Annotated in this window: 26 protein-coding genes; 4 read left to right on the forward strand and 22 right to left on the reverse strand. The window is 71.3% G+C overall.

Going from position 1 to position 25,983, the window contains the following annotated elements:
• The first annotated feature begins 21 nt into the window (after positions 1 to 21).
• Together JJI54_RS10720 and JJI54_RS10725 are read left to right on the forward strand one after the other, a co-directional pair.
• The gene (locus JJI54_RS10720; protein ID WP_203072983.1) at positions 22 to 681 is read left to right on the forward strand and encodes an MBL fold metallo-hydrolase; all 660 of its coding nucleotides are present in this window, start codon (positions 22 to 24) and stop codon (positions 679 to 681) included.
• Positions 682 to 735: 54 nt separating this feature from the next.
• Positions 736 to 1,677, forward strand: coding sequence for a DUF6454 family protein (locus JJI54_RS10725; protein ID WP_203072984.1), 942 nt, complete (start codon positions 736 to 738; stop codon positions 1,675 to 1,677).
• A 28-nt stretch (positions 1,678 to 1,705) separates the two neighbouring features.
• On the opposite strand, the gene JJI54_RS10730 is transcribed toward JJI54_RS10725, so the two are convergent.
• From JJI54_RS10730 to JJI54_RS10785, 12 genes are all read right to left on the reverse strand, one after another.
• A complete protein-coding gene (locus JJI54_RS10730) occupies positions 1,706 to 2,296 on the reverse strand; it encodes an amino acid synthesis family protein (RefSeq protein ID WP_203072985.1) in 591 nt (196 codons plus the stop codon).
• Positions 2,293 to 3,132: a UPF0280 family protein gene (locus JJI54_RS10735; RefSeq protein WP_203072986.1), complete on the reverse strand. Its 840-nt coding sequence runs from the start codon at positions 3,130 to 3,132 to the stop codon at positions 2,293 to 2,295. The genes JJI54_RS10730 and JJI54_RS10735 overlap by 4 nt, the downstream gene beginning before the upstream one ends.
• A 2-nt stretch (positions 3,133 to 3,134) precedes the next feature.
• Positions 3,135 to 4,631, reverse strand: a complete 1,497-nt coding sequence (locus JJI54_RS10740) for a 6-hydroxynicotinate reductase (RefSeq protein ID WP_203072987.1) — start codon at positions 4,629 to 4,631, stop codon at positions 3,135 to 3,137.
• Positions 4,628 to 7,336, reverse strand: coding sequence for a molybdopterin-dependent oxidoreductase (locus tag JJI54_RS10745; protein WP_203072988.1), 2,709 nt, complete (start codon positions 7,334 to 7,336; stop codon positions 4,628 to 4,630). Before JJI54_RS10745 ends, JJI54_RS10740 begins: the two co-directional genes overlap by 4 nt.
• Positions 7,333 to 8,178 (reverse strand): FAD binding domain-containing protein, encoded by an 846-nt coding sequence (locus tag JJI54_RS10750; protein WP_203072989.1) that lies wholly within the window; start codon positions 8,176 to 8,178, stop codon positions 7,333 to 7,335. The genes JJI54_RS10745 and JJI54_RS10750 overlap by 4 nt, the downstream gene beginning before the upstream one ends.
• Positions 8,175 to 9,902, reverse strand: coding sequence for a hydantoinase B/oxoprolinase family protein (locus JJI54_RS10755; RefSeq protein ID WP_203072990.1), 1,728 nt, complete (start codon positions 9,900 to 9,902; stop codon positions 8,175 to 8,177). The genes JJI54_RS10750 and JJI54_RS10755 overlap by 4 nt, the downstream gene beginning before the upstream one ends.
• Entirely contained in the window at positions 9,899 to 11,935 is a 2,037-nt protein-coding gene (locus tag JJI54_RS10760) for a hydantoinase/oxoprolinase family protein (protein WP_203072991.1), read from the reverse strand. Before JJI54_RS10760 ends, JJI54_RS10755 begins: the two co-directional genes overlap by 4 nt.
• Positions 11,920 to 12,633, reverse strand: coding sequence for an ABC transporter ATP-binding protein (locus JJI54_RS10765; protein WP_203072992.1), 714 nt, complete (start codon positions 12,631 to 12,633; stop codon positions 11,920 to 11,922). The genes JJI54_RS10760 and JJI54_RS10765 overlap by 16 nt, the downstream gene beginning before the upstream one ends.
• Positions 12,626 to 13,408 carry an ABC transporter ATP-binding protein gene (locus tag JJI54_RS10770; protein ID WP_203072993.1) on the reverse strand — a complete coding sequence of 261 codons (783 nt, stop codon included), beginning with the start codon at positions 13,406 to 13,408 and terminating at the stop codon, positions 12,626 to 12,628. The genes JJI54_RS10765 and JJI54_RS10770 overlap by 8 nt, the downstream gene beginning before the upstream one ends.
• On the reverse strand, positions 13,405 to 15,252 hold the full coding sequence (locus tag JJI54_RS10775) for an ABC transporter permease (protein WP_226381664.1): 1,848 nt from the start codon (positions 15,250 to 15,252) through the stop codon (positions 13,405 to 13,407). Before JJI54_RS10775 ends, JJI54_RS10770 begins: the two co-directional genes overlap by 4 nt.
• Positions 15,253 to 15,372: 120 nt before the next feature.
• Entirely contained in the window at positions 15,373 to 16,599 is a 1,227-nt protein-coding gene (locus JJI54_RS10780) for an ABC transporter substrate-binding protein (RefSeq protein WP_203072994.1), read from the reverse strand.
• Between the two features lie 78 nt (positions 16,600 to 16,677).
• Positions 16,678 to 17,634, reverse strand: a complete 957-nt coding sequence (locus JJI54_RS10785; RefSeq protein ID WP_203072995.1) for an FkbM family methyltransferase — start codon at positions 17,632 to 17,634, stop codon at positions 16,678 to 16,680.
• 167 nt (positions 17,635 to 17,801) lie between these two features.
• Here JJI54_RS10785 and JJI54_RS10790 point away from each other — a divergent pair, with 167 nt between their 5' ends.
• Entirely contained in the window at positions 17,802 to 18,818 is a 1,017-nt protein-coding gene (locus JJI54_RS10790; RefSeq protein ID WP_203072996.1) for an amino acid ABC transporter substrate-binding protein, read from the forward strand.
• Positions 18,819 to 18,837: 19 nt separating this feature from the next.
• Here the strand turns inward: JJI54_RS10790 and rnhA are convergent, their stop codons facing one another.
• The 3 genes from rnhA to ispH are packed head-to-tail and all read right to left on the reverse strand — an operon-like array spanning position 18,838 to position 21,229.
• The gene (gene rnhA / locus JJI54_RS10795; RefSeq protein ID WP_203072997.1) at positions 18,838 to 19,293 is read right to left on the reverse strand and encodes a ribonuclease HI; all 456 of its coding nucleotides are present in this window, start codon (positions 19,291 to 19,293) and stop codon (positions 18,838 to 18,840) included.
• Positions 19,277 to 20,257: a homoserine kinase gene (locus tag JJI54_RS10800; RefSeq protein WP_203072998.1), complete on the reverse strand. Its 981-nt coding sequence runs from the start codon at positions 20,255 to 20,257 to the stop codon at positions 19,277 to 19,279. The genes rnhA and JJI54_RS10800 overlap by 17 nt, the downstream gene beginning before the upstream one ends.
• 9 nt (positions 20,258 to 20,266) lie before the next feature.
• Positions 20,267 to 21,229, reverse strand: a complete 963-nt coding sequence (ispH, locus tag JJI54_RS10805; RefSeq protein WP_203072999.1) for a 4-hydroxy-3-methylbut-2-enyl diphosphate reductase — start codon at positions 21,227 to 21,229, stop codon at positions 20,267 to 20,269.
• A gap of 167 nt (positions 21,230 to 21,396) precedes the next feature.
• Between ispH and JJI54_RS10810 the strand changes: the two genes are divergently transcribed.
• Positions 21,397 to 21,993 (forward strand): hypothetical protein, encoded by a 597-nt coding sequence (locus tag JJI54_RS10810; RefSeq protein ID WP_203073000.1) that lies wholly within the window; start codon positions 21,397 to 21,399, stop codon positions 21,991 to 21,993.
• Positions 21,994 to 22,017: 24 nt separating this feature from the next.
• Here the strand turns inward: JJI54_RS10810 and JJI54_RS10815 are convergent, their stop codons facing one another.
• The 7 genes from JJI54_RS10815 to JJI54_RS10845 form a co-directional block, all read right to left on the reverse strand.
• Positions 22,018 to 22,626 carry a glutathione S-transferase family protein gene (locus JJI54_RS10815; protein WP_203073001.1) on the reverse strand — a complete coding sequence of 203 codons (609 nt, stop codon included), beginning with the start codon at positions 22,624 to 22,626 and terminating at the stop codon, positions 22,018 to 22,020.
• A gap of 71 nt (positions 22,627 to 22,697) precedes the next feature.
• Complete coding sequence (locus tag JJI54_RS10820; RefSeq protein WP_203073002.1) at positions 22,698 to 23,192, reverse strand: cupin domain-containing protein; 495 nt, start codon at positions 23,190 to 23,192, stop codon at positions 22,698 to 22,700.
• Between the two features lie 56 nt (positions 23,193 to 23,248).
• Positions 23,249 to 23,719: a copper chaperone PCu(A)C gene (locus JJI54_RS10825; protein ID WP_203073003.1), complete on the reverse strand. Its 471-nt coding sequence runs from the start codon at positions 23,717 to 23,719 to the stop codon at positions 23,249 to 23,251.
• A gap of 10 nt (positions 23,720 to 23,729) precedes the next feature.
• A complete protein-coding gene (locus JJI54_RS10830) occupies positions 23,730 to 24,077 on the reverse strand; it encodes a hypothetical protein (RefSeq protein ID WP_203073004.1) in 348 nt (115 codons plus the stop codon).
• 14 nt (positions 24,078 to 24,091) lie between these two features.
• Positions 24,092 to 24,607, reverse strand: coding sequence for a YcnI family protein (locus tag JJI54_RS10835; protein WP_203073005.1), 516 nt, complete (start codon positions 24,605 to 24,607; stop codon positions 24,092 to 24,094).
• Between the two features lie 59 nt (positions 24,608 to 24,666).
• Positions 24,667 to 25,050, reverse strand: a complete 384-nt coding sequence (locus JJI54_RS10840) for a DUF2946 family protein (protein WP_203073006.1) — start codon at positions 25,048 to 25,050, stop codon at positions 24,667 to 24,669.
• A 111-nt stretch (positions 25,051 to 25,161) separates the two neighbouring features.
• Positions 25,162 to 25,959 (reverse strand): Bax inhibitor-1/YccA family protein, encoded by a 798-nt coding sequence (locus JJI54_RS10845; protein ID WP_203073007.1) that lies wholly within the window; start codon positions 25,957 to 25,959, stop codon positions 25,162 to 25,164.
• Between the last annotated feature and the right edge of the window lie 24 nt (positions 25,960 to 25,983).

The following is a 25,983-nucleotide window of genomic DNA, read 5'->3' on the forward strand; positions in this document are numbered from 1 at the left end:
GCATCCCGGCACCCCTGACCCATGCCCAAGCTGCAAGCCGCCCAGATCCCCGTCACCCCCTTCCAGCAGAACTGCGCCCTGATCTGGGACGCGGAGAGCAACACGGGCACGGTCATCGACCCCGGCGGCGACGTGCCCCGCATCCTGGCCGCGATCGACCGCGCGGGCTGCGCCATCGACCGCATCCTCATCACCCATGGCCACCTGGACCATGCCGGCGGCGCCGCTGGCCTGAAGGCGGCGCTGGAGGCGAAGCAGGGCGGCGCCGTGCCGGTGGAGGGCCCGCACCGCGACGATGCCCCCCTGCTGGCCAATATCCCCGCCCAGGCCGCGCAATACGGCGTGCCGGACCTGCAATCCGTGACGCCGGATCGCTGGCTGGAGGAAGGGGAGACCGTCTCCATCGCCGGGCAGCCCTTCGATGTCTGGCACTGCCCCGGGCATGCGCCGGGGCATGTGGTCTTCACCTCCGTCGCACTCGGCTTCGCGCTGGTGGGGGATGTGCTGTTCCGCGGCTCCATCGGCCGCACCGACTTCGCCTATGGCGACCATGAGGCGCTGATCCGCTCCATCGTCACCAAGCTGCTGCCGCTCGGCGACGGGATGCGCTTCCTCTGCGGCCATGGGCCGGGATCGAGCTTCGGCGAGGAGCGCCGGACCAACCCCTTCCTGCCGCGCTGAGATGTCATCGGGCGGCGCTTGCCGGGGCGTGGCGCGCGGGTGTCCCATGCCGGCATGCGCCCGATCCTCCGCCTGGCCCTGATGGCCCTGTCACTCGCCGGTCCTGCCGCCGCGCAGGAAGGTGGCGTCCCGGAACGCCTCGCGGCGCTGGGCCGCGGTGCCGCCTGGCAGCCGGCGGGCGTGATCCCGCTGGCCTTCAACACCCACCATCCCCAGGGCATGGCGCGGGTGGGCGACCGCTTCTTCCTCTCCTCGGTCGAGATCATCGCCCGCACCGAACGCTACCCCGAGCCGCGGGAGGGGCTGGACCGCAGCGCGGGCGAAGGCCGCGGCCACCTGTTCGAGATCGATGCCGAGGGCAGGCTGCTGCGCGGCATCACGCTCGGCGAGGGCAGCATCTACCACCCCGGCGGCATCGATTTCGACGGCACGCATCTCTGGGTGCCGGTCGCGGAGTACCGGCCTAACAGCCGGTCCATCATCTACCGCGTCGATCCCGCGACGATGCGGGCGGAGGCGATGTTCCGCTTCGGCGACCATGTGGGCGGGCTGGTGCGGGACGTGGCGTCCAACACGCTGCACGGCGTCTCCTGGGGGTCCCGCCGCTTCTACGCCTGGCCGCTGGATGGCGCCGGCCGGCCGACCAACCTGGCGACGGCGCCGGAGGCGCTGCGGCGGCCGAACCCGTCCCACTACATCGACTACCAGGATTGCCATTCGGTCGGGCCGGGGCTGGCGCTCTGCGGCGGGCTGAATGCCTATCGCCCGCGCGGATCGCAGGGCCCGGTCTTCGCGCTGGGGGGCGTGGAGCTGGTGGATCTGGCGCGCGGCGCGCCGGTGTTCCAGCTGCCGGTGGAGCATTGGACCGAGAGCGGCCTGCCGATGACGCAGAACCCCTTCGCGGTCGCGGCCCGAGGGACGAACGGCCTGCGCTTCTGGTTCGCGCCGGAGGATGAGCGGACGCGGATCTACATCTTCGACGTGACGCCGCGGTAGCGAGGGCCGCGGCGCCCCGCCAGCCGGATCACCGCTGCCCGTCCCATCGGCTGATCTCCTCCTGCCGCAGCCCGCCGACCCGCGCATGCGGCCGCCCGCCGGTGGTCATGGCCAGCGCGAAGAGGATCTCGTCCGCCCGCGGCGCATCCGGCACGACGCAGGAGATGCCGTCGAAATGGCTGCGGACATAGGCGGCGTTGCGATGGTGGATGGGCAGGTCGAGCATGGCGCCCATGGGCCCGACCTTCGTCATGGACGGCACGATCGACAGCGCCTGGCCGAGCAGGCCGCGCATCGCATAGCCACCGGCCACATGCCACAGCGCGCCGTGCTCCAGCTCCCCCGCGCTGCCCACGATGCCGCCCTTGCCATAGGCCTCCACTCGTGCGGGATCGCCGCCGAGCCCGGCCAGCAGCTTCTCCGCCACCATCAGGCCGATCGGCTTCATCGCCTCCATCATCCACATCAGCTCGGGCTCGTAGCGCCCGGCGAAGGGGTTGCGCAGCACGACGGCGCACCAGCCCTTCAGGATCGGCGTCTCCAGCACCGGCCCGCCATCATGGCGAACCTCCTCCACGCAGAGCACGGTCTTGCGGATGACGAGGTCCTGGCTGCTCATGCGGGCGTCTCCACGGCGAAGGGCCGGCCTAGGATGCGGCTGCGGCCCGCGAGGCGCAACGCGGCGGCGATGATCAGCCCGTCGCGCAGGAAGGAAGCCGCCGTGGCGGCGCCGGAATCGAGGGCGCGCGCGACCTCCTCCTCCGCCAGCGGGCCCACAGCGGTGGTGACGAGGCGGGCGCCGAGATCGCTGTCGGGGTCGAGGGAATCGGCAGGCGCGCGCGTGACGGCGGGGCTGTCGCAATCCACCGCATTGGCGATGAGCGTCGCCGCCGCATCCGCCGCCGCCGCATCCCGCGCCAGCACCGTGACGGCATCCGCGATGCCCATCGAGAAGGAGCGGCCGTGGCGGCCGGAGGTCGCGATCCCGCCCACCCCATCGCCGCCACGCACGCGCAGGGCGCCATCGAAACTGGCGAGGCGCGGATCGAGGGCGAGGCCGATGGCGAGGCTCTCGCCCGCTGCCGCGAAGACCGCGATATCGCCGCCATTGTTGACGAAGGCGCGGGTCAGCCCCGGCGCCGCCGCGCGCATGACGGCGAGGAGTTCATCCGCGACCGAACCCGCCACCGCCGCCATGGGGGTGATGAAGAGGCCGCGCGCGCCGTAGGGCGCGCAGGCCGCGTGCATGCGGCGCGCGACGGCGCCCGCCGGCACGGCACCGACGGGCTGGCGCAGAAGCGGGAGTTCGGCGACCAGCGCCGGCAGGATCGAGGGAAAGCACGCCAGCGCCGCCTGTTCCGCCGCCGCGGCACCGCTGCCCCAGGTGCGCAGGACGAGATCGATCGGCCCGTGGTTCAGGTGCAGCCGGCCATCGGCAAGCCGCGCCGCCTGCATGCTCAGCGCGCGAACGGCCAGGGATTGGCGGAATCCCAGCCCTGGATGCGCAGCCCATCGCCCAGCCCGCGCAGCAGCGTCTCCACCGGCACGACATCGCCCATATGCCCGCCGAGCCGCGCATAGAGGTCGCGCGGCAGGGTGAATTCGATGGGCGCGACCAGGGCCGGCGTCGGCACATGGCCGAAGCTGCCGCGCGGCATGCGCAGCACATCCGCCATGATGGTGATGCCGCCGCCGGGCCAGAGATAGACGGGCGCGCCGCCCATGGTGACGCGCACCTCGCCGGCGGCCACGGCGCGCGTCAGCAGCACGGGATTCTCCGTGACGCCGGCGCGCAAGGATCCGCCGGCGCCGGCCATGAAGATGACGGAGCAGAGCGAGGGCTCGCAATTCTCCCCGATGCGCTCCACCACCTGGCGCACCGCCGGCGGCATCTCCGCCGGCCGGGGCTTCAACGCGTCGTCGAGCACGCACCAGATCGCATCCTCGCCGGTGGTGGAGGTCATCAGCAGCCGGAGCCCCGGCCAGGCGGTCTTCGGATCGATGCTCTCGATGATGGCGAGCGGGTCGGTGATGTCGGTGCCGCCCCAGCCCATGCCGGGCTGCGCCACCTGGAAGTAGCGCCCGGGGGTGGAGCGGCGGCCGCGCACGCGGATGCCGGCGGCGCGCATGCCGAGCACCTTGCCCGCCTGGTGTTCCGTCAGCACGCCGGTGATGTGGTCATCGACCACGATCACCTCATCCACATGCCCGAGCCATTGCTGGGCGAAGATGCCGACCGCGGCGCTGCCGCATCCCACGCGCATGCGGCGCTCCGCCACGCCGTCCACGATCGGCGCCTGGCCGGCCTGGACGATGACGCTGTGGCCGCCATCGATGGTGAGTTCGACGGGCCCGGCCTCGCAGAGCGTCAGCAGCGTCTCGCAGGTGACGACGCCTTCCTTCTTGCTGCCGCCCGTGAGGTGACGGACACCGCCGAGCGAGAGCATCTGGGAGCCATATTCGGCAGTGGTGACGTGGCCGACCTGCTCGCCCTTCACGCGCACCGCCGCGGCTTCGGGGCCGAGATGGCGGTCCGTGTCGATCTTCACCTTCACGCCGCAATAGCTGAACATCCCCTCCGTCACGACGGTGACGGTATCGACGCCCGCATGGGTCGCGCCCACGATGAAGGGGGCGGGCTTGTAGTCGGGATAGGTGGTGCCGGACCCGACGCCGGTGATGAAGGCGCGGGCGGGATCGAGCAGCTTGCCGTCCCATTCGGCGTCCGCGAAGGCGACGACGGCGCCGCCGGCGTCGACGACATGGGCGAGCGCCAGGGCGGGGTCGGTGCGGACCAGCACGCCATCCTGGTTGGCGTAGCGCGAGCATGCGCCGCTGCGGCCCGGGCGGATGCGGCAGAGCACGGGGCAGGCATCGCAGCGGATGATGCCGCCGTCCTCCGCCGCCCCGAACTTTCGCGAGCGGGCCTCGGCGGAGATGTGGTCATCGGTCATCGCATCGCCTCCCACAGGCGGTGGGGAAGGACCGGCACGCGCGTCACGCGCACCCCCGTCGCGTGGCGGATGGCGCCGAGGATGGCGGGCGAGGTCGGGACCAGGGCCGGTTCGCCGACGCCCTTGGCGCCATAGGGGCCCTCCGGTTCCGGATCCTCGACAAGATGCACGCGGATGGGCGGCACGTCGCCCGCGGTCGGGATCAGGTAGTCGTGGAGGTTCTCGGTGCGGCCGGGGATGTACTCCTCCATCAGCGCCAGGCCGAGGCCCTGCGCGATGCCGCCATGGATCTGGCCGAGGACGAGGTCCGGGTTGATGGCGCGGCCTACATCCTGCGCGGCGACGATCTCTTCCACCTTCACCGTGCCGAGCTGCGTATCCACGCGCACCAGCGCGATCTGCGCGGCGAAGCCATAGGTGGCGTAGGGGATGCCCTGGCCATCGGCGTCCAGCGCCGTCGTCGGCGGGTCGTAGCGGCCCTCGGCGTCCAGGTCGGCGGGCAGGGCGGCGAGGTCGATGGTCCGCGCGGCGCCGGCGCCATCGGTGACGGTGAGCGTGGTGCCCGCCAGCGAAAGCCGTGCATCCTCCCCGGCATTGGCCAGGGCGAGGATCCGGGCCCGCAGCGCGCGGCCGGTTTCCATCGCGGCACGGCCACTCACGAAGGTTTGGCGGGAGGCGCTGGTCTTGCCCGCGTCATGCGTCAGCGCGGTGTCGCCCAGCACGAAGTCGATGGCGTGAACGGGCAGGCCTACGGCATCGGCAAAGATCTGCGCGATGACGGTGGTGCTGCCCTGGCCGATATCGACCGCACCGTTGAACAGCGTGAGCCGCCCGTCGCGCGCCAGCACGGCCCGCATGCGGGACGGGTTGGACATGGAGGTATTGCCGCAGCCATACCACATGCAGGCGATACCGGCGCCGAGGCGGTGGCGCGGGTTGCCGGCGTTGTGCGCCTCGACCTTCGCCAGCATCGCGTCCCAGTCCGGCTTCAGCGCATCCAGGCAATCCGTCAGCCCCGCCGAGGCCTGCAGCACCTGGCCGGAATGGGTGACATCGCCGCGGCCCAGCGCGTTGCGCCGCCTGATCGCCCAGCGGTCCATGCCGAGCTGCAGCGCCAGGTCATCGACCAGCGCCTCCGTCGCGATCGCCGCCTGCGGCACGCCGAAGCCGCGGAAGGCGCCGGAGGGTGGTTCATTGGTGTGTACGGCCCGAGCCTGCGCGCGGACATGCGGCACGCGGTACGGCCCCGCGGCATGGACGGGCACGCGGTTCGCGACCGTCGGTCCCCAGCTCGCATAGGCGCCGGTGTTGAAGTCGCCCTCCAGCGTATAGGCGAGGAAGCTTCCTTCAGTGTCAGCGGACATCCGCGCGTGAAGTTGAGCGGGGTGACGCTTCGTCGAGGACGCCATGCTCTCCGTGCGGCTGTAGGTTACGCGGACGGGCCGGTTCACGCGTCGCGCCGCCACGGCCAGCAGCGGCTGCACGGAGACGTCGAGCTTGCCGCCGAAGCCGCCACCGCAGGCGGAGGGGATGATGCGCACGGCGTCCTCGGCGATGCCGAGCACGCGGGCCACCTCCTCCCGGTCCATATAGGGCGCCTGGGTGCAGGCGATGATGTCCATGCCGTCCTCGCGCGGGATGGCGTGGCCGGCCTCGGGTTCGATATAGGCGTGCTCGACGAAGCTGGTGGTGAAGGCGCCCTCGGCGGTGGCAGCGGCCGTGGCGTGCGCGGCATCGGGGTTGCCGCGCGCGAGCCGTCCCTGCACCAGGACGTTGCCGGGCGCATGGGCATGCAGCAGGGGCGCGCCCTCGGCCCGCGCGGCCTCCACGCCGATGAGGGCGGGTTGCGGCTGCCAGGTGATCGGCAGGTCGGCATCGCGCACGGCCTCCACCGCTGCACGCTCACCGACCAGCGCCAGCACGGCTTCGCCGCGATATCTGACGAAACCGTCGGCCAGCACGGGCTGGTCCTTCAGCGCGGGCATGATGCCGAAGCCGTTGAGGCCGGGGACATCGGCCGCCGTCAGGATGGCGTGCAGGCTCAGCGCGATGCGCGCCGCCTCGATGTCGCCGAGCGTGAAGCGCGCGCTGGCATGGGGGGATCTCACCACGCGGAGCCACAGCGCCTCGGCCGGCGCGCTGTCCGCGCCGTAGCGTTCGCTGCCGAGCACCTTGGGCCAGCCATCCAGCCGTGCCAGGGAGGCGCCTACGGCCTCGCCGGCGGCGGCCTCCTGCTCCACCGGGGCAAAGCCCTGCGCGGCCGCCAGCACGGCCTCCACGATCTTCTGGTAGCCCGTGCAGCGGCAGAGCACGCCGCCGATGGCATCCCGCACCGCCTGCGCATGGGGCGCGGCGTCGCGCAGCAGCAGGTCGGCCGCCGCCATGATCATGCCGGGGGTGCAGATGCCGCATTGCGCGGCGCCATGGGCGAGGAAGGCGGCGCGCAGGCGGGCCAGCAGCGCGCCCGTCTCGCCCGACTGCATCTCGATCGTCGTGATCGCCGCACCTTCCGCCTGCGCGGTCGGCACCAGGCAGGCGCAGGCCTGGGCGCCATCCAGCAGCACGGTGCAGGCGCCGCAATCGCCGGCCTCGCAGCCCACCTTGGTGCCCGTAAGCCCGAGGGCTTCACGCAGCGTGTCCGACAGCGGCGCGAAGGGCGCGGCATCCGTGCTGGCGGGCGCGCCGTTCAGCGTGAAGGCGATCATTCCCCGAGATCCCAGAGCAGGTCACGCAGCAGCCGCAGCGCGGCATCGCGGCGATAGGCGCCGGTGGCGCGGATATCGTCGATGGGCGAGAGGTGATCGAGGTGCCGCGCCTCCGGCACCTTGTCCGCGTGGTAGAGGGAGCTGCCGCGCAATTCCGCCTCCAGCCCCGGCAGCCGCTGCGCGGTGGCGGAACAGGCGCCGATGGCCAGGCGCGCCATCAGGATGCGGCCATTCTCATCGATGTCGATGACGGCGGCGACCATGGCGATGGAGATGACGAGGTAGTGCCGCGCGCCGAGCTTGCGGAATCCGCTGACGGCGCGGGGCAGCTTCGGGACATGCAGCCCGACCGCGATCTCGTCCGCCGCCAGCGCGGTGGCGCGGTAGCCCGTGAGGAAGTCGGCGACGGGCAGCATGCGCGTGCCCTCACGCCCCGCGACCTCGACATGCGCGTTCAGCGCGAGAAGGTTCGGGATGCCATCGCCGGCCGGCGAGGCGGTGACGAGGTTGCCGAGGATGGTGCCGCGATTCTGCACCTGCTGGCCGCCGACCTGCCGCGCCGCCTGGCGCAGCCCGTCGAACTGCTTCGGCAGGCCAGCGCGCCAGATGTCGGACCAGGTGACGAGGCAGCCGAGGCGCCAGCCATGCGGGCCTTCCTCGATCCCGCGCAGGCCGGGGATGGCGGTGATGTCCAGCACATCCTTGTGCGTCGGGTCGCCCCAGGCGCGGCGATTGGCGGCGGCGGGATAGATGTCCGTGGCACCGGCGAGGATCGCGACATCCTCGCCAGAGCGGATCGCCAGCGCCTCGGTCAGCGTGGCGGGGCGGTGGTAGCGGGTCATCGCGCTGCGCGCCTTGCCTGCGTGGCGGCTTCGTCCACAACGCCATCGCGCAGCACGACGCCCCAGAGCGAGTCCGCCTGCGAGGCCGTGTAGGTGCCGCGCATCACGTCGCGCGCAACCAGCGCGGGGTCGCGCATGAAGGGATCGCCATGGCCGCCGCCGCCGGGTGTCATGACCTCGACGCGATCGCCTTCGCGCAGCAGCAAACCCTGGTCCTTCGAGAGATGCGGCGGGATGGTGGTGATGCCGTCACGGTGCAGGCGCACGACGTTGGGCGCGCCGGCCTGGCCGCCGCGCACGCCGGGCGGGCCGAAGCGGCCATGGTCCATCACGAAGCTAGCCCGCGCCTCGCCGCGCAGCAATTCCACCTCGTAATGCACGCCGAAGCCGCCGCGATGCTGGCCGGCGCCGCCGCTGCCCTCATGGATCGCGAAGCGGCGGAAGAGGATGGGATAGTACTGTTCCATCACCTCGACCGGCGCGGTCTTGCTGATGCCGATGGTGGAGCAGCCATTCGTCAGGCCATCCGCATCCGCGGTGCCGCCATAACCGCCGCCAGTGATCTGGTACATCACATAGCCCGCCCTGCGTGCGGGATCGAAGCCGCCGAGCGCGAAATTGCCGGAGGTGCCGGCGGGCGCGGCCCAGATGTCGAGAACGGGCGCGAGCGCCAGGAACACCGCCTCCGCCACGCGTTGCGAAACCTCCGCCGCGCAGCCGGAGACGGGGCGGGGATAGCGGGCATCGAGGAAGGTGCCCGCCGGCCGCGCGACGCGAATGGGCTCGAAGGTGCCGGCATTGATGGGCACATCGGGGAAGATGTGCTTCATCGCGAGATAGACGGCGGAACAGGTGGTGGCCCAGACGGAGTTCATCGGGCCCTGGCAGGGCGGTGAGCTTTCCGAGAGATCGAAGTACAGCTCGTCACCGGCGCGCGCGACGGTGAGCGCGATGCGCAGCGGTTCGTTGACCACGCCATCGGAATCGACAAAGGCTTCCGCGCGGTAGGTTCCTTCAGGGATGCGCCGGATCTCGGCGCGCATGCGCTCCGCGGCGCGGTCGCGGATGCCGGCGATGGCGTCGCGCAGCGTGGCCAGGCCGTAGCGCGCCACCATCTCCCGCAGCCGCTGTTCGCCGACCAGCAGCGCCGCGGCCTGGGCCTTGATGTCGCCGATGCGCTGTTCGGCCACGCGGATGTTGGACTGGATGATGGAGAGGATCTCCCTATCCAGCACGCCGCGCTTGAAGAGCTTCACGGGGGGCAGGCGCAGGCCCTCCTGCTCGACCTCCGTCGCATGCGCGGAGAAACCACCGGGCACCATGCCACCGATATCCGGCCAGTGGCCGGTGTTCTGCAGCCAGCAGAACAGCTCGCCCTCCACGAAGAAGGGCAGGGCGAAGCGCACATCCATGAGATGCGTGCCGCCGAGATAGGGGTCGTTGACGATGTAGATGTCGCCGGGCTCCGGTGCCGCCACCGCGCCTTCGCGGATCAGCCGCACGAGATGCGCGGCTGAATGCGCCATGGTGCCGACGAAGACGGGCAGGCCCAATTCGCCCTGCGCGATCAGCGCGCCATCCTCCGCGGCGTAGATGCCATCCGACCGGTCATCGGCCTCCGCGATCACGGGGGAGAAGGCGCTCCGGGAGAAGGCGATATCCATCTCGTTGCAGACCTGCTGCAGGCCTGCCTGGATCACCGCGAGGGTCAGCGCATCCATCATGGCGCCACCCGGAGATTGCCGATGACATCGACGATGGCGCGCGATCCGGGTTCCAGCACCGTCGTCGCATCCGCCTGCTGGATGATGGCGGGGCCGTGCAGCACCGCACCCTCCGGCAGGCGCTCACGCTGCCAGACGGTGGCCTGGTGCCAGGCGCCATCGGCGTAGAGCGCGCGCTCGCCGATCCGCGCGGCCTCCACATCCCCCTGGCGCGCATCGGGATCGAGCAGCGCGGAGAGCGGGAAGGACGGGCGCCTTCCGATCACCGTCGTCAGCAGGTTGACCAGCACGGCCCGGATCTCCGGCAGCTCCACGCGGAAGCGGGCGAAGTAGGCGGCCTCGAAGGCCTTCTGGATGTCCGTCAGTGCCATGTCGGCGCGCGGCAGCGCGACGCGGATCAGGTGCGTCTGGCCGCGGAACTGCATCTCCGCGCTGTGCAGCACCACGATCTCCTCCAGCGCAGGTGCGTCGGCCTGGATCATCGCGATGCCGCGATCACGCTGCGCGGCCAGCGTCGCGGCGATCTCGCCCTCGGGGATCTCGAACAGCCCGCGATTGATGGTGTTGACGAAATCCTGGCGGAGATCGGCGACCAGGCAGCCCAGCGCATTGGTCAGACCGGGGCGGGCAGGCACCAGCACCTCCGGGATCCCGATCTCCCGCGCCAGCGCCACCGCATGCAACGGCCCTGCGCCACCGAAGGCGAAAAGGCAGAAATCGCGGGGATCATGCCCCTTGGAGAGCGAGACCAGGCGGATCGCGCCCGTCATGTGCACATTGCCGAGCCGGATCACCGCCTCCGCGGCCTGCTCCACGCTCATGCCGAGCGGTTCCGCAATGTCGTGCCTGAAGACATCCCTGATGCTGTCGAGCGAAACCGGGTTCGCGACAGCCAGCAGACGGGCCGGATCCAGCCGCCCGAGGATGATGTTCGCGTCCGTGATGGTGGGCCGCGTGCCGCCGCGGCCATAGCAGATCGGACCCGGCGTGCTGCCCGCGCTTTCCGGCCCCACGCGCAGCATGCCCGCGCGGTCCAGGCTCGCGATGGAGCCGCCGCCGGCGCCAACCGTCCGCACATCGACCATCGGCAAATGGATCGGCAGCCCATAGGCGATGGAGAGTTCGGCCGAGACTTCCGGCACGCCACCTGCGATCAGTGCCACATCGGTGGAGGTCCCGCCCATGTCGTAGGTGATGGCGTTGCGCAGCCCCGTCTGCGCCAGCGTCGCGGCGGCGGCCATCACGCCGGAGGCCGGGCCGGACATCACCGTCTTGGCGGCTTCGCGGGAGACGAGGCGGGCGGAGACGGTGCCGCCATTGCCGTTCATCACCAGCAGGTCGCGCTTGTGGCCGCGCGCTGCCAGCTGTTCCTGCAGCCGCGTGACGTAGCGGTCCAGCACTGGTTGCACCGCGGCGTTCACGGAGGCCGTGGTGCCGCGTTCGTATTCCCGGAATTCCGACAGCAGCTCATGCCCCAGCGTGACATGCCCGTTGGGCCAGATCGCGCGCGCGATCTCTCCCGCGCGGCGTTCATGCGCGGGGTTGGCATAGGCGTGCAGGAAATGGATCACGAGGGATTCGCAGCCGGCGTCGCGCAGCGCCCGCACCTCGCGCGTCAGCGCCGCCTCGTCCAGCGGCGTCACGACGGCGCCGCGCGCATCCATGCGCTCCGGCACTTCCCGGCGAAGCTCGCGCGGCACCAGCGGCTCGAAGGTCCCTTTCAGTCCATAGGGGTTGGGCCGGGTGCGGCGGCCGAGTTCCAGCACATCCCGGAACCCCTGGGTCGTGACCAGCCCGACCTTGGCGAGTTTCCGCTCCAGCACGGCATTCGTCGTGGCCGTCGTGCCATGGATGATGAGGTCGAGCGTGGCGGGGGTGGCGCCGGCGGCCTCGATGGCGGCCAGCACGCCATCGGCCTGGTTGGCGATGGTAGTGGGCACCTTGGCCAAGCGGATGCGGCCATCGGCCGCGCGCAGCAGCAGGTCGGTGAAGGTGCCGCCCACATCGATGCCCGCGACTATACCGTCAGCCATGTCGCCCGCACCTGCTCGTCATTCTCCAGCGCTTCCATGGTGCCGGTCCAGCGGATCTCTCCGCGCTCGATCACCAGCGCGCGGTCGGCGACGGCGGCGGCGAAGTCGAGGCTCTGTTCGGAGAGCAGCACGGCGATGCCTTCCTCCTTCATGCGCAGCACGGCTTCCGCCATCTGCTCCACGATGACGGGTGCCAGGCCCTCGGAGGGTTCGTCCAGCAGCACGGCATCGGGGTTGCCCATCAGCGTGCGGGCGATGGTCAGCATCTGCTGCTCGCCCCCCGACATGGCGCTGGCGCGGCGGCCGCGCATTTCCGCGAGGTTGGGGAAGAAGTTCCACAACCGCTCCGGCGTCCAGGGCGCGCGGCCGCCGCGGGCGGGGCGGCGCCCCACTTCCAGGTTCTCCGCCACCGTCAGGTCCGTGAAGATGCGCCGGTCCTCCGGCACATAGCCGAGGCCGAGCCGCGCGACCTGGTAGGGCGCCCAGCCCGTGATGTCCTGGCCGGCAAAGCGGATGCGGCCCGCGCGCGGTGGCAGCAGGCCCATGATGGCCTTCATCGTCGTGGACTTGCCGGCGCCGTTGCGTCCCATCAGCGCCGCGACCTCGCCGCGCGCCAGGGTGAGATCGACGCCGAACAGCACCTCGGCGGGGCCATAGCCGGCCTTGAGGCCCGCAACCTCCAGCACCGCCTCAACCATGCAGCGCCCGCCTGGCGCGCAGCGCCGCCTTGTGGCCGCTGGTGCCGAGATAGACGCGCTGAACCTCGGCATTCGCGCGCACCTCCTCGGGCGTGCCCTCCGCGATCACCTCGCCGCGCACCAGCACCAGGATGCGGTCGGCATGGGCGAAGACGGCATCCATGTCATGCTCCGTGAACAGCACGCCGATGCCGCTGCCGCGCGCGATGGTGGCGGTCAGCTGCATCAGCGCGGCGCGTTCGCGGGGCGCCATGCCGGCGGTCGGCTCATCCATCAGCAGCAGGCGTGGCGCGGCGGCGAGCGCGATGGCGAGTTCCACGCGCTTCACATCGCCATAGGCGAGTTCGCCGATCGGGCGATCCGCCTCGCCTTCCATGCCGACGCGGGCCAGCAGCGCGAGAGCGTCGTCGCGATACAGCCTGGCCGCATCCGCTACCATGTCCCGCGTCCGCCCGTGATGGGCGACCAGTGCCATCTGGACGTTGCCGGCGACGGACATCGACAGGAACGTCTGCGCCACCTGGAAGGTGCGGCCGACGCCCATGCGGCAGACCTGGCGCGGCGGCTGGCCGGTGATGTCCTGGCCCGCCAGGACCACGCGCCCGGTATCCGGTCGCAGCTGGCCGCCCACCATGTTGAAGGTGGTGGATTTGCCGGCGCCGTTCGGGCCGATGATGGCCAGCATCTCCCCGGCCGACAGCGCGAAGCTGACGTTCCGCGCGGCGACGACGCCGCCGAAGGCCTTGTTCAGCCCCTCCACCGCCAGCAGCGTCATGCGCGCCACCCCGCGAAGGCGCCGGCCAGGCCGCGCGGGAAGACCAGCACCAGCGCGATGATCGAGGACCCCAGCAGGAAGCGCCAGAAATCCGTCAGCGGCATGAAGATGTCCTTGATGGTGTGGAAGGCCGCGGCGCCCGCGACGGCCCCCATCACCGTCTGGATGCCGCCCAGCAGGATCATGGCCAGGAAATCGACGGAGAGCGGAATCGCCAGCAGCGTCGGGTCGATGGAGCCCTTGGAGAAGGCGTAGAGCCCACCGGCCAGGCCCGCCGCGCCGCCGGCGAGGGTGAAGGCCAGCCAGCGATGGGTGCGGACATCGATGCCGATGGCATCCGCGCGCTGTTCCGAGTCCCGTGCCGCCCGCAGCGTCGCGCCGAAGGGAGCATAGACCACGCGGCGCAGTGCCACGATGGCCAGGATGGCGCTGGCCGCGACGACGTAGTGATAGACATGGCGGGATGACGCCCAGGCGCTGGGCCAGACGCCGACCACGCCATTGTCCCCGCCCGTCACCTCCACCCATTGGAAGCAGACGGCATAGGCGATCTGCGCGAAGGCGAGGGTCAGCATGGCGAGGTAGATGCCGGAGAGGCGCACGACGAAGAAGCCGAACAGCGCGGCGAAGGCGGCACCCGCGATGGGGGCCGCGACCAGCGCGGGTTCCATGGGCAGCCCGCCCTTCGTCACCAGCAGCCCCGCCGCATAGGCGCCAAGCCCGAAATAGGCGGCATGGCCGAAGCTGACGATGCCGCCATTGCCGACGAGGAAGTTAAGCGAGAAGGCGGCCAGCGCGAAGACCAGCACCTCCGTCGCCACCTTCACCGCATAGGCGTCGCCGAAGACGGGCACGGCAAGCATGGCGGTGATGGCGACGCCCGCGATGATGCGTTCCGGCAGGCCGAAGGCGCGCACCGACAGGATGCCCTCGGGCAGGGCGGCGCGGCCGGCGGCGGCCTCGGGCCGGCCGAGCAGCCCCCAGGGCTTCACCACCAGCACCGCCGCCATCAGCAGGAAGACCAGCACCAGCGTGATCTTGGGGAATACCAGCACGCCAAACGCCTGCAACTGCCCGATCAGCACGGCGGCGAGGAAGGCGCCGGGCACGCTGCCCATGCCGCCGATCACCGTCACCACGAAGGCCTCCGTGATGATGGACAGGTCCATCTGGGAGGAGGCGGAGAGGCGCGGAATCTGCAGCGCGCCGCCAAGCCCCGCCAGCGCGGCGCCGAGGAACAGCGTGCCGGTGAAGAGCATCGCCTGGTTGACGCCGAGCGCCCCCACCATCTCCCGGTCCCGCGTCGCGGCACGGATCAGGATGCCGAAGCGCGTGCGGTGCATCAGCAGCCAGAGCAGGCCGAGCACGGCCGGGCCGATGACGATCAGGAACAGCTCATAGGCCGGGAATCGCTGGCCCAGGATCTCCACGCCATGGCGCAGGCCGGGCGCGCGGGGGCCGGGGATATCGACCGGCCCCCAGATCTTGAGCACCGCATCCTGCACCATCAGCACAACGCCGAAGGTGGCCAGCAGCTGGAACAGCTCCGGCACCTTGTAGAGGCGGCGCAGCAGCAGAAGCTCCATCAATACGCCCAGCACGCCGACGGCGATGGCGGAGATCAGGACGCCCGCGAAGAACAGCGCGGGGGATCGGTCGATCTCCAGCAGCCAGGGTACCACCGTGACGGCGATATAGGCGCCCAGCATGTAGAAGCTGCCATGCGCGAAGTTGACGATGCGCGTGACGCCGAAGACGAGGGTCAGCCCCGAGGCGATGATGAACAGCGCGGAGGCGCTGGCCAGTCCCGAGAGGGACTGGACCACGATGAACCCGATATCCATCTACCGCACCTGAAAAACCAAGGCGGCCGGCGGCTGCTGGCCGAGCCGCCGAATGGCGGCCGCCGGAAGTCCGGCGAGCCAAGCGCGCGGATGCGCGCGCCCGGCGCTTGAGGGCATCAACTAAACTCTCCGGGCGGCGCGGACCTCGGCCTCGGGGAACATGAAGTCCGCGCCGTCGGCGTAGCGGATGTTGCGCATGGCGCCCTGGCGGCCGCGCAGCACCGTCTCTCCCACCCAGGTGCCCATGGTGCCCTGCTGGTCGATGGCGCGCATGGTGACGTTGCCCACCACCGTGTCGGTGCGGAGATCCTTGAAGGCCTCGACGAGCACTTCGCTGTCGATGGAATTCGCCTTGTTCAGCAGGTTCGCCACCACCTGCGCGGTGACGTAACCCAGCAGCGACCCCTTGCGCGGCGTGTCGTTGAACCGGGCGCGATAGGCATCGATGAAGGCCTTGTGCGTGCCGTCGGTGATCTGTTCCCAGGGATAGCCGGTGACGATCCATCCCTCCGGCGTCTCGTCGCCCAGCGGGATCATGTATTCGGGCTCGCCGGTCAGCAGGGACAGCACGAAGCGGCGTTCGAACAGGCCGCGGGTGTTGCCTTCGCGGACGAAGGCCGTCAGGTCCGGTCCGAACAGCACGTTGAAGATGCCATCGGGCCGCGCCTGCGCCAGCGCGCCGACGGTGGCGCCGGCATCGACCCGGCCGAGGGCGGGATACTGCTCCGCCACGATCTCGGCGCCCGGGATGCTGGCCGTGATCAGGCGCTTGAAGTTGGCGGCGGCGGATTGCCCGTATTCGTAGTTCGGCGCCACGATCGCCCAGCGCCGCGTGGTGCGGCCGCGCGCCGCTTCCGTCAGCATGCGCGTCTGCATGAAGGTGCTGGGCCGCAGCCGCCAAGTGTAGCGGTTGCCCTGCGCCATGGTCAGCGCATCGGTCAGCGGCTCCGTCGCCAGGAACAGCTTCTTCCGCTGGTTCGCCAGGTCCGCGACGGCGAGCCCGACATTGGAGAGGAAGGTGCCGGCCAGGAAGGCGCAGCCTTCCCGCGTCAGCAGGTCCTCGGCCACGCGCACCGCGTCACCGGGCGTCGATCCATCGTCGCGGAAGACGAATTCGAGCGGCCGGCCGCCCATCACGCCGCCGGCGCGGTTGATGCCGTCCACCGCCAGCTGGATGGCGTTGCGGTAGGGGACGGAGAAGGCGGCCATGCGGGAATAGGAGTTCAGCTCCCCCACCTTCACCGGCGCGCCCTGCGCGGCGCTGCCGCGGGCCCCGATCAGCGCCGCCGTCGCGATGCCAGAGCCTGCCGCCAGCGCCGTGCGCCGGGTGAAGGAAGTGCCAGCCATGCCAAGCCCCCATCGATGCCTTTGCGCGGGAGCATCGCGCGCCGGCGGGGCGGTCGTCCAGACGCTTCCGCCAACCGGCTACAGGGGGCCCCGCGCCAGGACCAGCATCGTATCCTCCCGCCGCTCCAGGATCGCGGGCGGCGCCACCTGGTGCACCTGGCCATCCAGGCCGAGTTCGCGCAGCGGGAAGCGCGCGGCGATGTCGGCCAGCGTCGCCTCCGCCGCGCGGCAGCGCAGCGCGTTGAATTCCATCAGCACGATGATGTCGGAATTGGCATCCAGCACGCGGGTGAGCCCGGCCCAGGCCTGTTCCTCCGCCCCCTCCACGTCGATCTTGATGAAGTCCACCCGGCCGGTCACGAGATCGTCGATCCGCATGCCGGGGACGGCGATCTCGACCGTGTCGCCATCATCCGGCACCGCGCCGCCCGCCTTCACCAGCCGGCCATTCTTGGGATCCGAGGTCAGGAAGCGGAAGGCCAGCGCCTGGCCGCTGGCATCGCCCGCGGCCACGCGTTCGACCCGCGACTGGTGCCAGAAGCCGTTCAAGGCGAGGTTGCGTTCCGCCAGCTGCGCGAGCCGTGGATTGGGCTCCACGGCGATGAGGCGGCCCTCGGCGCCGACCAGCTCCGCCATCAGGATGGAGAAGTAGCCGAGGTTGGCGCCGACATCGAGGACGACCATGCCCGGCTTCACCGTGCGGAGCATGAATTCCGTCGTCCACATCTCCCAGTAGCCATCCAGCATGAGATGCGGCGCCAGTGCCACGTCCCGGCCATCCACCATCATCTTGTAGCGGCCCAGCACGCGGCAGAGCACCGTCGAGGGATCGACCTGCACGGCCTGGCAGCGGATGCGGGACGCGTTCTCCAGGACTGTGCGCGACAGGTTCTGCAGCTGCTCCATCGTCAGCAACGACCCGTCCGCCGGTGGCGCGACGGCCACGGAATGCGGGGCGGGCGGCGGTGGCGGCGGGGGCGGCGCGCCGGCCAGCTTGCCCAGCGCCCGGCGCCAGGGGGGCGGCGGCTCCGTCATCCCGCGCGGCGCGGCGGGGCTTCCGCCTCTGTCCGGGTCATGATGCTCCGCCATCCATCCGGCATCGCGTGTACCCGGTCGTGCTGGCGCGGACAACGGGCGGGGGTGGCGGGCGCTGCCCCCGCGCGGCATGGTGCGCCACCAGACCGATCGGGGGAGATGAGGCCATGTTGCGCAACTGGCTGCTGGGCGCCTGCCTGGCGCTGACGGGGATGGGCGCCGCCGTGGCGGGGCCGAGCTTCGATGCGGTGAAGGCCCGCGGCAGCGTGATCTGCGGCGTGAACCAGGGCGTGGCGGGCTTCTCCGCCCCCGACAGCCGGGGCGAGTATCGCGGGCTCGACGCCGATTTCTGCCGCGCGCTGGCGGCGGCGGTGTTCGGCGATCCCACCAGGGTGCGCTTCGTCGCCACCTCCTCCCAGAACCGCTTCACCATGCTGCAATCCGGGGAGATCGACGTGCTGGCGCGCAATGCGACCCAGACCCTGGTGCGCGACACGGCGCTCGGCCTCAACATGGCGGGCGTGAATTTCTATGACGGCCAGGGCTTCCTGGTGCGGCGGTCGTCCGGCGTCACCTCCGCGCGGCAGCTGGATGGCGCCACAGTCTGCATCCAGCCCGGGACGACGAGCGAGCTGAACATCGCCGACTATTTCCGCGCCAACGGCATGCGCTTCACGCCCGTGCTGATCGAGCGGCCGGACGAGTTCGTCGCCGCCTATGCCGCCGGGCGCTGCGACGCGATGACGCAGGATGCGAGCCAGCTCGCCTCCTACCGCGCCACCGCGCTGCAGAACCCGCAGGAGCATGTGCTGCTGCCGGAGCGCATCAGCAAGGAACCGCTCGGCCCCATGGTCCGCCATGGCGACGACCAGTGGTTCGACGTCGTGAAATGGGTGCTGGCCGGGCTGATCGAGGCCGAGGAGCAGGGCATCACCCAGGCGAATGTCGAGGCGCGGCTGCGCGACCCGAACCCGACGGTGCAGCGCATGCTGGGCGTGACGGCGGGCTTCGGCCGGGCGCTGGGGCTGGAGGAGCGCTGGCTGTTCAACGCCATCAGGGCGGTGGGCAATTACGGGGAGAGCTTTGAGCGGCACCTGGGCAGCGGCAGCCCGATCGGCCTGCCGCGCGGGCTGAACGACCTCTGGACCCGCGGCGGGCTGATGTACGCCCTGCCGCTGCGCTGAGGGCAGGGGTGGAGGCGGGCTACCCCGCCTCCACCCGCGCCCGGGTCGCCAGCACGTCGGCGCGCTCGTTCATCGGGTCGCCGGCATGGCCGCGCACCCATTTCCACTCGATGTCATGCGGCTTGGCGGCGGCCAGCAGGCGCTGCCAGAGCGGGTAGTTCGCCACCGGCTCCTTCGCCGCGTTCTTCCAGTTGTTCCTGATCCAGCCCTTGATCCAGCGCTCCATGCCGTTGCGGACATATTCGCTGTCGGTGTGAAGCACGACGCGGCAGGGGCGCTTCAGCGCCTCCAGCGCCGCGCAGGCGGCGGTCAGCTCCATCCGGTTGTTGGTGGTGGCGGGGTCGGCGCCGGTCAGCTCCTTCTCCACCTCCCCGAATTTCAGGATGGCGGCCCAGCCGCCCGGGCCGGGGTTGGGCTTGCAGCCGCCATCGGTCCAGATCTCGACCAGGGGGCGGTCGTCAGAGTCCGAGGGCACCGGCGGTCTCGGCCTGGGCGAAGAAACGGAGCTTGCGCAGGTATTCCAAGGGGTCCTTCCGGGTCACCAGCGCATCGGCGGGCGTATGCGTCCAGTCATAGAGGCGGGTCAGCAGGAAGCGGATGGCGGCGCCCCGGCACAGCACCGGCAGCGCGGCGCGTTCCGCGACGGATAGCGGGCGCACCCGCTCATACGCCGTCAGCAGGGACCGGGCCTTGGTCACGTTGAACATGCCGTCGGGCTCGAAGCACCAGGCGTTGAGGCAGACGGCCACGTCATAGGCCAGCAGGTCCGTGCAGGCGAAGTAGAAGTCGATCAGGCCGGAGACGAGGGGCCGGCCGGCGGCGTCATCCAGGAAGAAGACATTGTCCGGGAACAGGTCCGCATGGATCTGCCCGACCGGCAGCGCGCCCGGTGCCGGCCAGGCGGCCAGGATGCCGGCCAGGTGCCGGTCGAGCTCCGCCACCAGGCCCGGCGCGACCTCATCCCCCCGGTCCCGGCAGCCCTCCAGCAGCGGGGCCCAGCCCCCGGGGCCCAGCGCGTTCGGCCGGACCTGCGGGAAATCCCCGCTGGCATCGTGCAGCCGGGCCAGCGCCTGGCCGAGCGGCGCCAGGTGGTCCGGCCGCACGCGGCGCGGCCAGACGCCTTCCAGGAAGGTGCAGATGGCGGCGGGGCGCCCCGCCAGCTCCCGCAGCGCCGCGCCGTCCCGCCCGCGCACCGGCACCGGGCAGGCCAGGCCGCGCGCCGCCAGGTGGTCCATCAGGCCGAGGAAATAGGGCAGCTCCGTCGGATCGACGCGCTTCTCGTACAGTGTCAGGACGTAGTCGCCGCGATCCGTGCGCAGCGCGTAGTTGGAATTTTCCACGCCCTCCGCGATGCCGCGGAAGGCGACCAGGCCGCCGATGTCATAATCCGCCAGGAAGGCGCGCAGCGCCTCGTCCGAGACCTCGGTATAGACAGCCATGGAGGGGGGCTATTCCGCCGCGAGCCCGGCGGGCAGGCGGAAGACCACCTTCTCCTCCGCCACCACCACCTCCTCCACCGCCAGGGTGAAGCGCGTGGCGAGCTTGGCCAGCACCTCCTCCACCAGCACTTCCGGCGCGCTGGCGCCGGCCGTCAGGCCGATGGTCGTGCAGCCATCGGCGATGGCGGGATCGAGGGCCGAGCCGCGCTGCACGAGCACGGAGCGCGTCGCGCCGGCGCGCTTCGCCACCTCCGCCAGCCGCACGGAATTGCTGCTGTTCGGCGCGCCCACCACGATCACCAGCTCCGCCCCCTTGGCCGCGATCGCCTTCACGGCGGCCTGGCGGTTGGTGGTGGCGTAGCAGATGTCCTCCTTCGCCGGGCCGGCGATGTCCGGGAAGCGGCGCTGCAGGATGGCCACGATGCCGGCCGTGTCATCGACGGAGAGCGTGGTCTGGGTGGTGTAGGCCAGCGGCAGGCCGGCGGGCGGTTCCACCGTCTCGGCATGGGCGGCATCCTCCACCAGCGTCACGGCGCCGGGGGGGAGTTGTCCCATGGTGCCGATCACCTCCGGGTGGCCGGCATGGCCGATCAGCAGGATGTGGCGGCCACGGCCGAAATGGCGCTCGGCCTCCCGGTGCACCTTGCTCACCAGGGGGCAGGTGGCATCCAGGGCGAAGAGGTTCCGCTTCGCCGCCGCTTCCGGCACCGCCTTCGGCACGCCATGGGCGGAGAAGACGACGGGGCGGCCGTCATCCGGGATCTCGTCCAGCTCCTCGACGAAGACGGCGCCCTGGCGTTCCAGACTTTCGACCACGAAGCGGTTGTGGACGATCTCATGCCGCACATAGACGGGTGCGCCGTGGCGGCGCAGCGCCTCCTCCACGATCTTGATGGCGCGGTCCACGCCGGCGCAGAAGCCGCGCGGGCCGGCCAGCAGCACATTCAGCCGGGGTTTGGTCTCGTCGGGCATCAGGGCTTCGGCGGCTCGGCTTCTGGCGGTGGGGGGCTGGCGACACGGCGGCCAGGGATGGCCATACGGGGATAGTCTGGCGACGCCCGCGATGCGATAGACGCAGCGGGTGGCGCGGCGCCACCTTACCGGCCGCGGGGACGGGTTCAAAGGGGGAGTGCTCCGGCATGTCGAAGCCAGGGTTCCGGTCCATGGTGGCCCATAGGGGGGCGGTATGTGCGGCGGTGCTGGCGCTGCCTGTCGCGCTGGCGGGTTGCGGCGGCGGCAGCGGCGCCACCGCCGGCAATGTGCTGACCGCCGGACAGGCACCCTGCCCGCGCATCACCATCCTGGCCGATGGCTCGGACCTGACCCAGTACGTGCCCGGCGCGCCGCGGGACCTGACGACGATGGTGCTGGATGCCCGCATCGCGGGCTTCGACGCGGTCTGCGACTATGCGTCGCGCGACCGACGGGCGCTCGATGTCCGCGTCACGCCCCGCTTCCAGGTGGAACGCGGCCCGGCCGCGCGGGGCGGCACCCTCGACATCCCCTGGTTCATCGCGCTGTCGGATGCCGGCGACACCGATGTGATCGAGCGCCAGGCCTACACGGCGCGGGCGACGCTGACGTCGAACCAGACCCGGGTGAACACCACCGGCCAGGCGGCGCGGCTGCGCCTGCCGATCGGCGATGGCGTGTCGGCCGGCAACTACGTGGTGCGGATCAGCTTCCAGCTGACGCCCGACCAGCTGGCGCAGAATCGCAGCCGCGGCCCGCGCTGAGGCCGGCCGCGGCGGCGGCTTGCCTCACCCCTCCCGCTGCTTCCGCGCAGCGAGGGCGGCGGGGCGGCTGACGCAGGCATCGAGCCAGGCCTTGGCCTTCGGGAAGGGCCCGAAATCGAAGCCGTTGGACCAGGCGCCGTAGAGCACGGCGGCCAGGTTGCAGTCCGCGATGGTGTAGCTGGCGCCCAGCAGCCAGGGGCCGCCCTTCGCCAGGTGCCCTTCCAGCACCGCGAGTCGCGCGGCCACCCCTTCCGCCCCGGCCTTGGCGGCGGCGGGGTCGCGCTGGTCGGCGGGCTTCAGGTAGGTGTTGTAGGCCCATTGCCCGGCGGAGGGCTCGACCTCGGTCGCCGCCCAGAAGCTCCATTGCAGGACGCGGGAGGCATCGTCCCCCGCCGGCATCAGCGGCGCGCCGGCCTTGGCGGCGATGTGCAGGTTGATCGCCAGGCTTTCGAAGAGGACGAGGTCGCCATCCGTCAGGGCGGGGATCTTGCCGTTCGGGTTCACCGCGGCGATCGCGTCCTTCAGCCCCGGGCCGAAGCCGACCGGGATGACTTCATAGGGCAGGCCCGCTTCCTCGGCCGCCCAGATGCAACGGAAGGCGCGGCTGCGCGCGATCCCATGGATCTTCAGCATGATCGTGTCCTTTCCCCCGTGGGTTGGGGAAAGGTTTGCTCCGCTTCGCGCCGGGCGGCAACCGGGGGCGGCTACGCCTCGTCCGGTCCGCGTCGCCTCAGGCCGGGATAGGGGGTGCCGTCGCGACGCGTGTACATGGCGGGCTGCGCATGCGCGGGCGACAGCATGTCGATGTCCGGATAGACGGCGCCATCGCCCTCGATCCGCGTGCCGACCTCCAGCACCAGGACGTCCTGCGCGGTATGGTTGCGAAGGTGGTGGCCATCGGGGTCGCCAGCCCTGAAGCCCGCGGCCTCCCCGGCCTTCAGCACCTCCTCCCCCGAATCGGTCACCAGCGTGACCTCCCCGGCCAGGACGAAGACGAATTCGTCGGAGAGGGTCTGCCAGTGCCGCTGGCTGGACCAGGCGCCAGGGGGCAGGCGGAGCAGGTTGACGCCGAACTGCGTCAGCCCCGCCGCATCGCCCAGCTTGGTGCGCGCCCGGGCGAGGCAGGGGGTGTGGAAGGGTGGCGGGTAGAAGGTGCCCACCACCGGGGGAAGGGTGGTCGGGTCGATGCGCCTGGCCATGCCGTTGGTCCTCCTCGGGTCCGGGAGGCATCACAGCATGGCCAGGCGCTGTCGCGTCAGTGGTGGTGGCCGCCCGCTCCCGGGCCGCGGGCGCCGGCGGATTCGACGGCGAGTTCCACTTGCACCTCGCCGGCCCTCTCGAAGACCAGCGTGACGGGGATGCGCTCCCCCTGCCGCAGCGGCGCGGTCAGGCCGATCAGCATCAGGTGGAAGCCGCTCGGCCGCAGCTGCACCTCGCCCCGCGCCGGCACCTCAATGGAGGGCACGGGGCGCATGCGCATCACGCCGTTGTCGTTGGTGTGGGTGTGCAGTTCCACCGTGCGGGCGATGGCGGCACGGGCGGATACCAAGCGATCCGGCGCCGCGCCGGCATTGCGCAGCGTCATGAAGCCCGCGCCGGTGCCGCCCTGGCCGGCGGCGCGGGTCCAGGGATTGGCAACGGTGATGCCGGCCGGCTGCGCCCCCGCGGTGGCGGGCAGCAGCAGCATCGCCGCGCCGATCACGGCGCGGCGGGTCAGGATGGTCATGCCCTTGTCCTCAGCCCAGCAGGTCGAGCGTGAGGCTCTGCACGCCGGCGCGCCCCTCGATGCGCCCCGCGAGGCGCGCCAGGTTGGCGGCGATGCGGGCGCCGGCCACGGGATCGCCGGTGGTGCAGGTGGAATTGGCGATGGTCAGCGCGCGCTGCATCGCCATCCGCTCCTCCGGCGTCGCGTGTTCCATCGCGGCGGCCAGCGCCTGGCGGGCGGGTTCCAGCGCCCCGTCGCAGACGGCGGTGAGGTGGGCTTCCATCGCCTCCGCGTCGCAGGCGGCGGCGGGGCGGGCGACGAGGCTGGCGGCACCGGCGGCAAGCGCGGCGATCGGCAGCAGGCGGCGGGTCTGGTCCATGGTCCGGGGCCCCTTCAGTTGCGCGGCGCCAGGCGTACGGCCGGCGCGGGCATGCGGTAGTCGGTCACGCGGCGGCCGGGCTCGGGAATCTCCACCCAGGCGGCCTGCTTCCCATCCGGGCAATCCTGCACGACGGGGATGTACAGCAATTCGCCGGGCCGGTCGGGCAGGCGCATCCGCACGATGAACTCATCGTAATGGGCATCGTCCAGGCTGCCACCCTCCCAGATCACCTCGGCGATCGCCGGGGCGGCGCCGTGGCCGGAAGCGGCGGGGGCGGCGGCGCGCGGCGTGGTGCGCAGCGTCCAGCCCGCCTTGGGCATGGGGCGGGCCTCGGTGACGCCTTCGGGCAGGCGGACGGTGAGGCGGATGGTGGGCGCACCCTCGCAGCCATGCGGCACGCGGAAGACGGCGCGGTAGGTGGTGTTGGGCGGCGCCTGCTGGACTTCCAGCGTGACATGGGCGCGGGCGGGCGCGGGAAGGGCGGCCAGCAGGCCGAGCGCGGCGGCCGCGATGATCGAACGGGACATGATGGGTTTCCTGAAGCCGTGGGAACGGGCCGGCGGGGCGCCGGCGCATGCGGACGGGATCAGGACGTCGGTGGCGCCCGGGGCTGGGGCTGGCAGCGGGGCGGCGGGGCCGGGCTGGGCGTGGAGGGCGGTGGCGGCTGCGGCGCCTGCACCAGCAGCAGGGGCGGCACCAGGCTGACCGCGGGCGGCGGCAGGGCCACCGCGGCGGGGCCCGCGCAGGCGGGGCAGATGAAGGCGGGCGGATGGGCCGGGCTGGGCTGCGCCGGGTCCGTGCCATCCTCCGCCGCCGGCATGGCGACGCGCTGGAGTCCGTCCGGCGTGCAGATCTCCAGATGGAGCAGCGCTTCCGGCGAGGCCAGGCGCAGGCAATGGCCGAAGGCCGTGCCCCACTGCAGCAGCAGCAGGACGGTCAGCAGGCGGATCAGGGCGGGGCGCAGGCGCACGGCGCTGCCATAGCATCGGGGCGGCGCGGCTGCGAAGGCCCCAAAACGCAAGCGGCGCGCACCCCGGGGGATGCGCGCCGCCATCAGGTCGCCCCTTCCGGAGCTGCCGGGCTATTCGCGGCGGACGCCGACGAACTGCAGCAGCAGCTGGAAGATGTTGACGAAGTTCAGGTAGAGGCCGAGCGCGTCGAAGACGCTGCGCTTGCCGGCCTCTTCCGTGCCCTCGGCATAGGCGTATTCCAGGTAGTCCGCCTTGATCCGCTGCGTGTCGTAGGCGGTGAGGCCGACGAAGACCACCACGCCGATCACGCTGATCGCGAAGTGCAGGGCGGAGCTCTGCAGGAACATGTTCACCAGGCCGGCGATGATGATGCCGATCAGGCCCATCATCATGAAGCTGCCCATGCGGGTCAGGTCCGCCTTGGTCGTGTAGCCGTAGAGGCTGACCGCGCCGAACATCGCCGCCGTGATGAAGAAGGTGGAGGCGATGGAGGCACCCGTGTAGATCGCGAAGATGTTGGACATCGACGCGCCCATCACGGCGCAGAAGACCCAGAACAGCGCCTGCGCCGTCGTCTTGCTCATCCGGTTGATGCCGAAGCTCAGCACCAGGATGAAGGCGAGCGGGGCGAACATGGCGACCCAGCCCAGGATCGTCGGCACGGTGGCGATGCCACGCGGCGTGCGGACCACCTGGTAGAACAGCGCGGCCACGTCGGGGTTCGACGCGATCAGGTAGGCCACGATGCCGGTCATCAGGAGGCCGGAGGCCATCCAGTTGTAGACGCGCAGCATGTAGCTCCGCAGCCCTTCGTCGAGCTGCGCCTGGTCGACGGCCGCGGACCGCCCGAAGGGCTGGGTCCAGGCCGACGCGCCCGTCTGAAAGCGGTTGTCGGGACCGAAAGCCATGATTCGAAGACCTCCTGCGGGACG

This window comes from Falsiroseomonas ponticola, from assembly GCF_016805305.1.
Taxonomy (GTDB): Bacteria; Pseudomonadota; Alphaproteobacteria; order Acetobacterales; family Acetobacteraceae; genus Falsiroseomonas; species Falsiroseomonas ponticola.

Coding starts and splice junctions, on each gene's coding strand:
- JJI54_RS10720 (WP_203072983.1), top strand. CDS start 22: ATGCCCAAGCTGCAAGCCGCCCAGATCCCCGTCACCCCCTTCCAGCAG.
- JJI54_RS10725 (WP_203072984.1), top strand. CDS start 736: ATGCGCCCGATCCTCCGCCTGGCCCTGATGGCCCTGTCACTCGCCGGT.
- JJI54_RS10730 (WP_203072985.1), bottom strand. CDS start 2,296: ATGAGCAGCCAGGACCTCGTCATCCGCAAGACCGTGCTCTGCGTGGAG.
- JJI54_RS10735 (WP_203072986.1), bottom strand. CDS start 3,132: ATGCAGGCGGCGCGGCTTGCCGATGGCCGGCTGCACCTGAACCACGGG.
- JJI54_RS10740 (WP_203072987.1), bottom strand. CDS start 4,631: ATGACCGATGACCACATCTCCGCCGAGGCCCGCTCGCGAAAGTTCGGG.
- JJI54_RS10745 (WP_203072988.1), bottom strand. CDS start 7,336: ATGATCGCCTTCACGCTGAACGGCGCGCCCGCCAGCACGGATGCCGCG.
- JJI54_RS10750 (WP_203072989.1), bottom strand. CDS start 8,178: ATGACCCGCTACCACCGCCCCGCCACGCTGACCGAGGCGCTGGCGATC.
- JJI54_RS10755 (WP_203072990.1), bottom strand. CDS start 9,902: ATGATGGATGCGCTGACCCTCGCGGTGATCCAGGCAGGCCTGCAGCAG.
- JJI54_RS10760 (WP_203072991.1), bottom strand. CDS start 11,935: ATGGCTGACGGTATAGTCGCGGGCATCGATGTGGGCGGCACCTTCACC.
- JJI54_RS10765 (WP_203072992.1), bottom strand. CDS start 12,633: ATGGTTGAGGCGGTGCTGGAGGTTGCGGGCCTCAAGGCCGGCTATGGC.
- JJI54_RS10770 (WP_203072993.1), bottom strand. CDS start 13,408: ATGACGCTGCTGGCGGTGGAGGGGCTGAACAAGGCCTTCGGCGGCGTC.
- JJI54_RS10775 (WP_226381664.1), bottom strand. CDS start 15,252: ATGGATATCGGGTTCATCGTGGTCCAGTCCCTCTCGGGACTGGCCAGC.
- JJI54_RS10780 (WP_203072994.1), bottom strand. CDS start 16,599: ATGGCTGGCACTTCCTTCACCCGGCGCACGGCGCTGGCGGCAGGCTCT.
- JJI54_RS10785 (WP_203072995.1), bottom strand. CDS start 17,634: ATGACGGAGCCGCCGCCCCCCTGGCGCCGGGCGCTGGGCAAGCTGGCC.
- JJI54_RS10790 (WP_203072996.1), top strand. CDS start 17,802: ATGTTGCGCAACTGGCTGCTGGGCGCCTGCCTGGCGCTGACGGGGATG.
- JJI54_RS10800 (WP_203072998.1), bottom strand. CDS start 20,257: ATGGCTGTCTATACCGAGGTCTCGGACGAGGCGCTGCGCGCCTTCCTG.
- ispH (WP_203072999.1), bottom strand. CDS start 21,229: ATGCCCGACGAGACCAAACCCCGGCTGAATGTGCTGCTGGCCGGCCCG.
- JJI54_RS10810 (WP_203073000.1), top strand. CDS start 21,397: ATGTCGAAGCCAGGGTTCCGGTCCATGGTGGCCCATAGGGGGGCGGTA.
- JJI54_RS10815 (WP_203073001.1), bottom strand. CDS start 22,626: ATGCTGAAGATCCATGGGATCGCGCGCAGCCGCGCCTTCCGTTGCATC.
- JJI54_RS10820 (WP_203073002.1), bottom strand. CDS start 23,192: ATGGCCAGGCGCATCGACCCGACCACCCTTCCCCCGGTGGTGGGCACC.
- JJI54_RS10825 (WP_203073003.1), bottom strand. CDS start 23,719: ATGACCATCCTGACCCGCCGCGCCGTGATCGGCGCGGCGATGCTGCTG.
- JJI54_RS10830 (WP_203073004.1), bottom strand. CDS start 24,077: ATGGACCAGACCCGCCGCCTGCTGCCGATCGCCGCGCTTGCCGCCGGT.
- JJI54_RS10835 (WP_203073005.1), bottom strand. CDS start 24,607: ATGTCCCGTTCGATCATCGCGGCCGCCGCGCTCGGCCTGCTGGCCGCC.
- JJI54_RS10845 (WP_203073007.1), bottom strand. CDS start 25,959: ATGGCTTTCGGTCCCGACAACCGCTTTCAGACGGGCGCGTCGGCCTGG.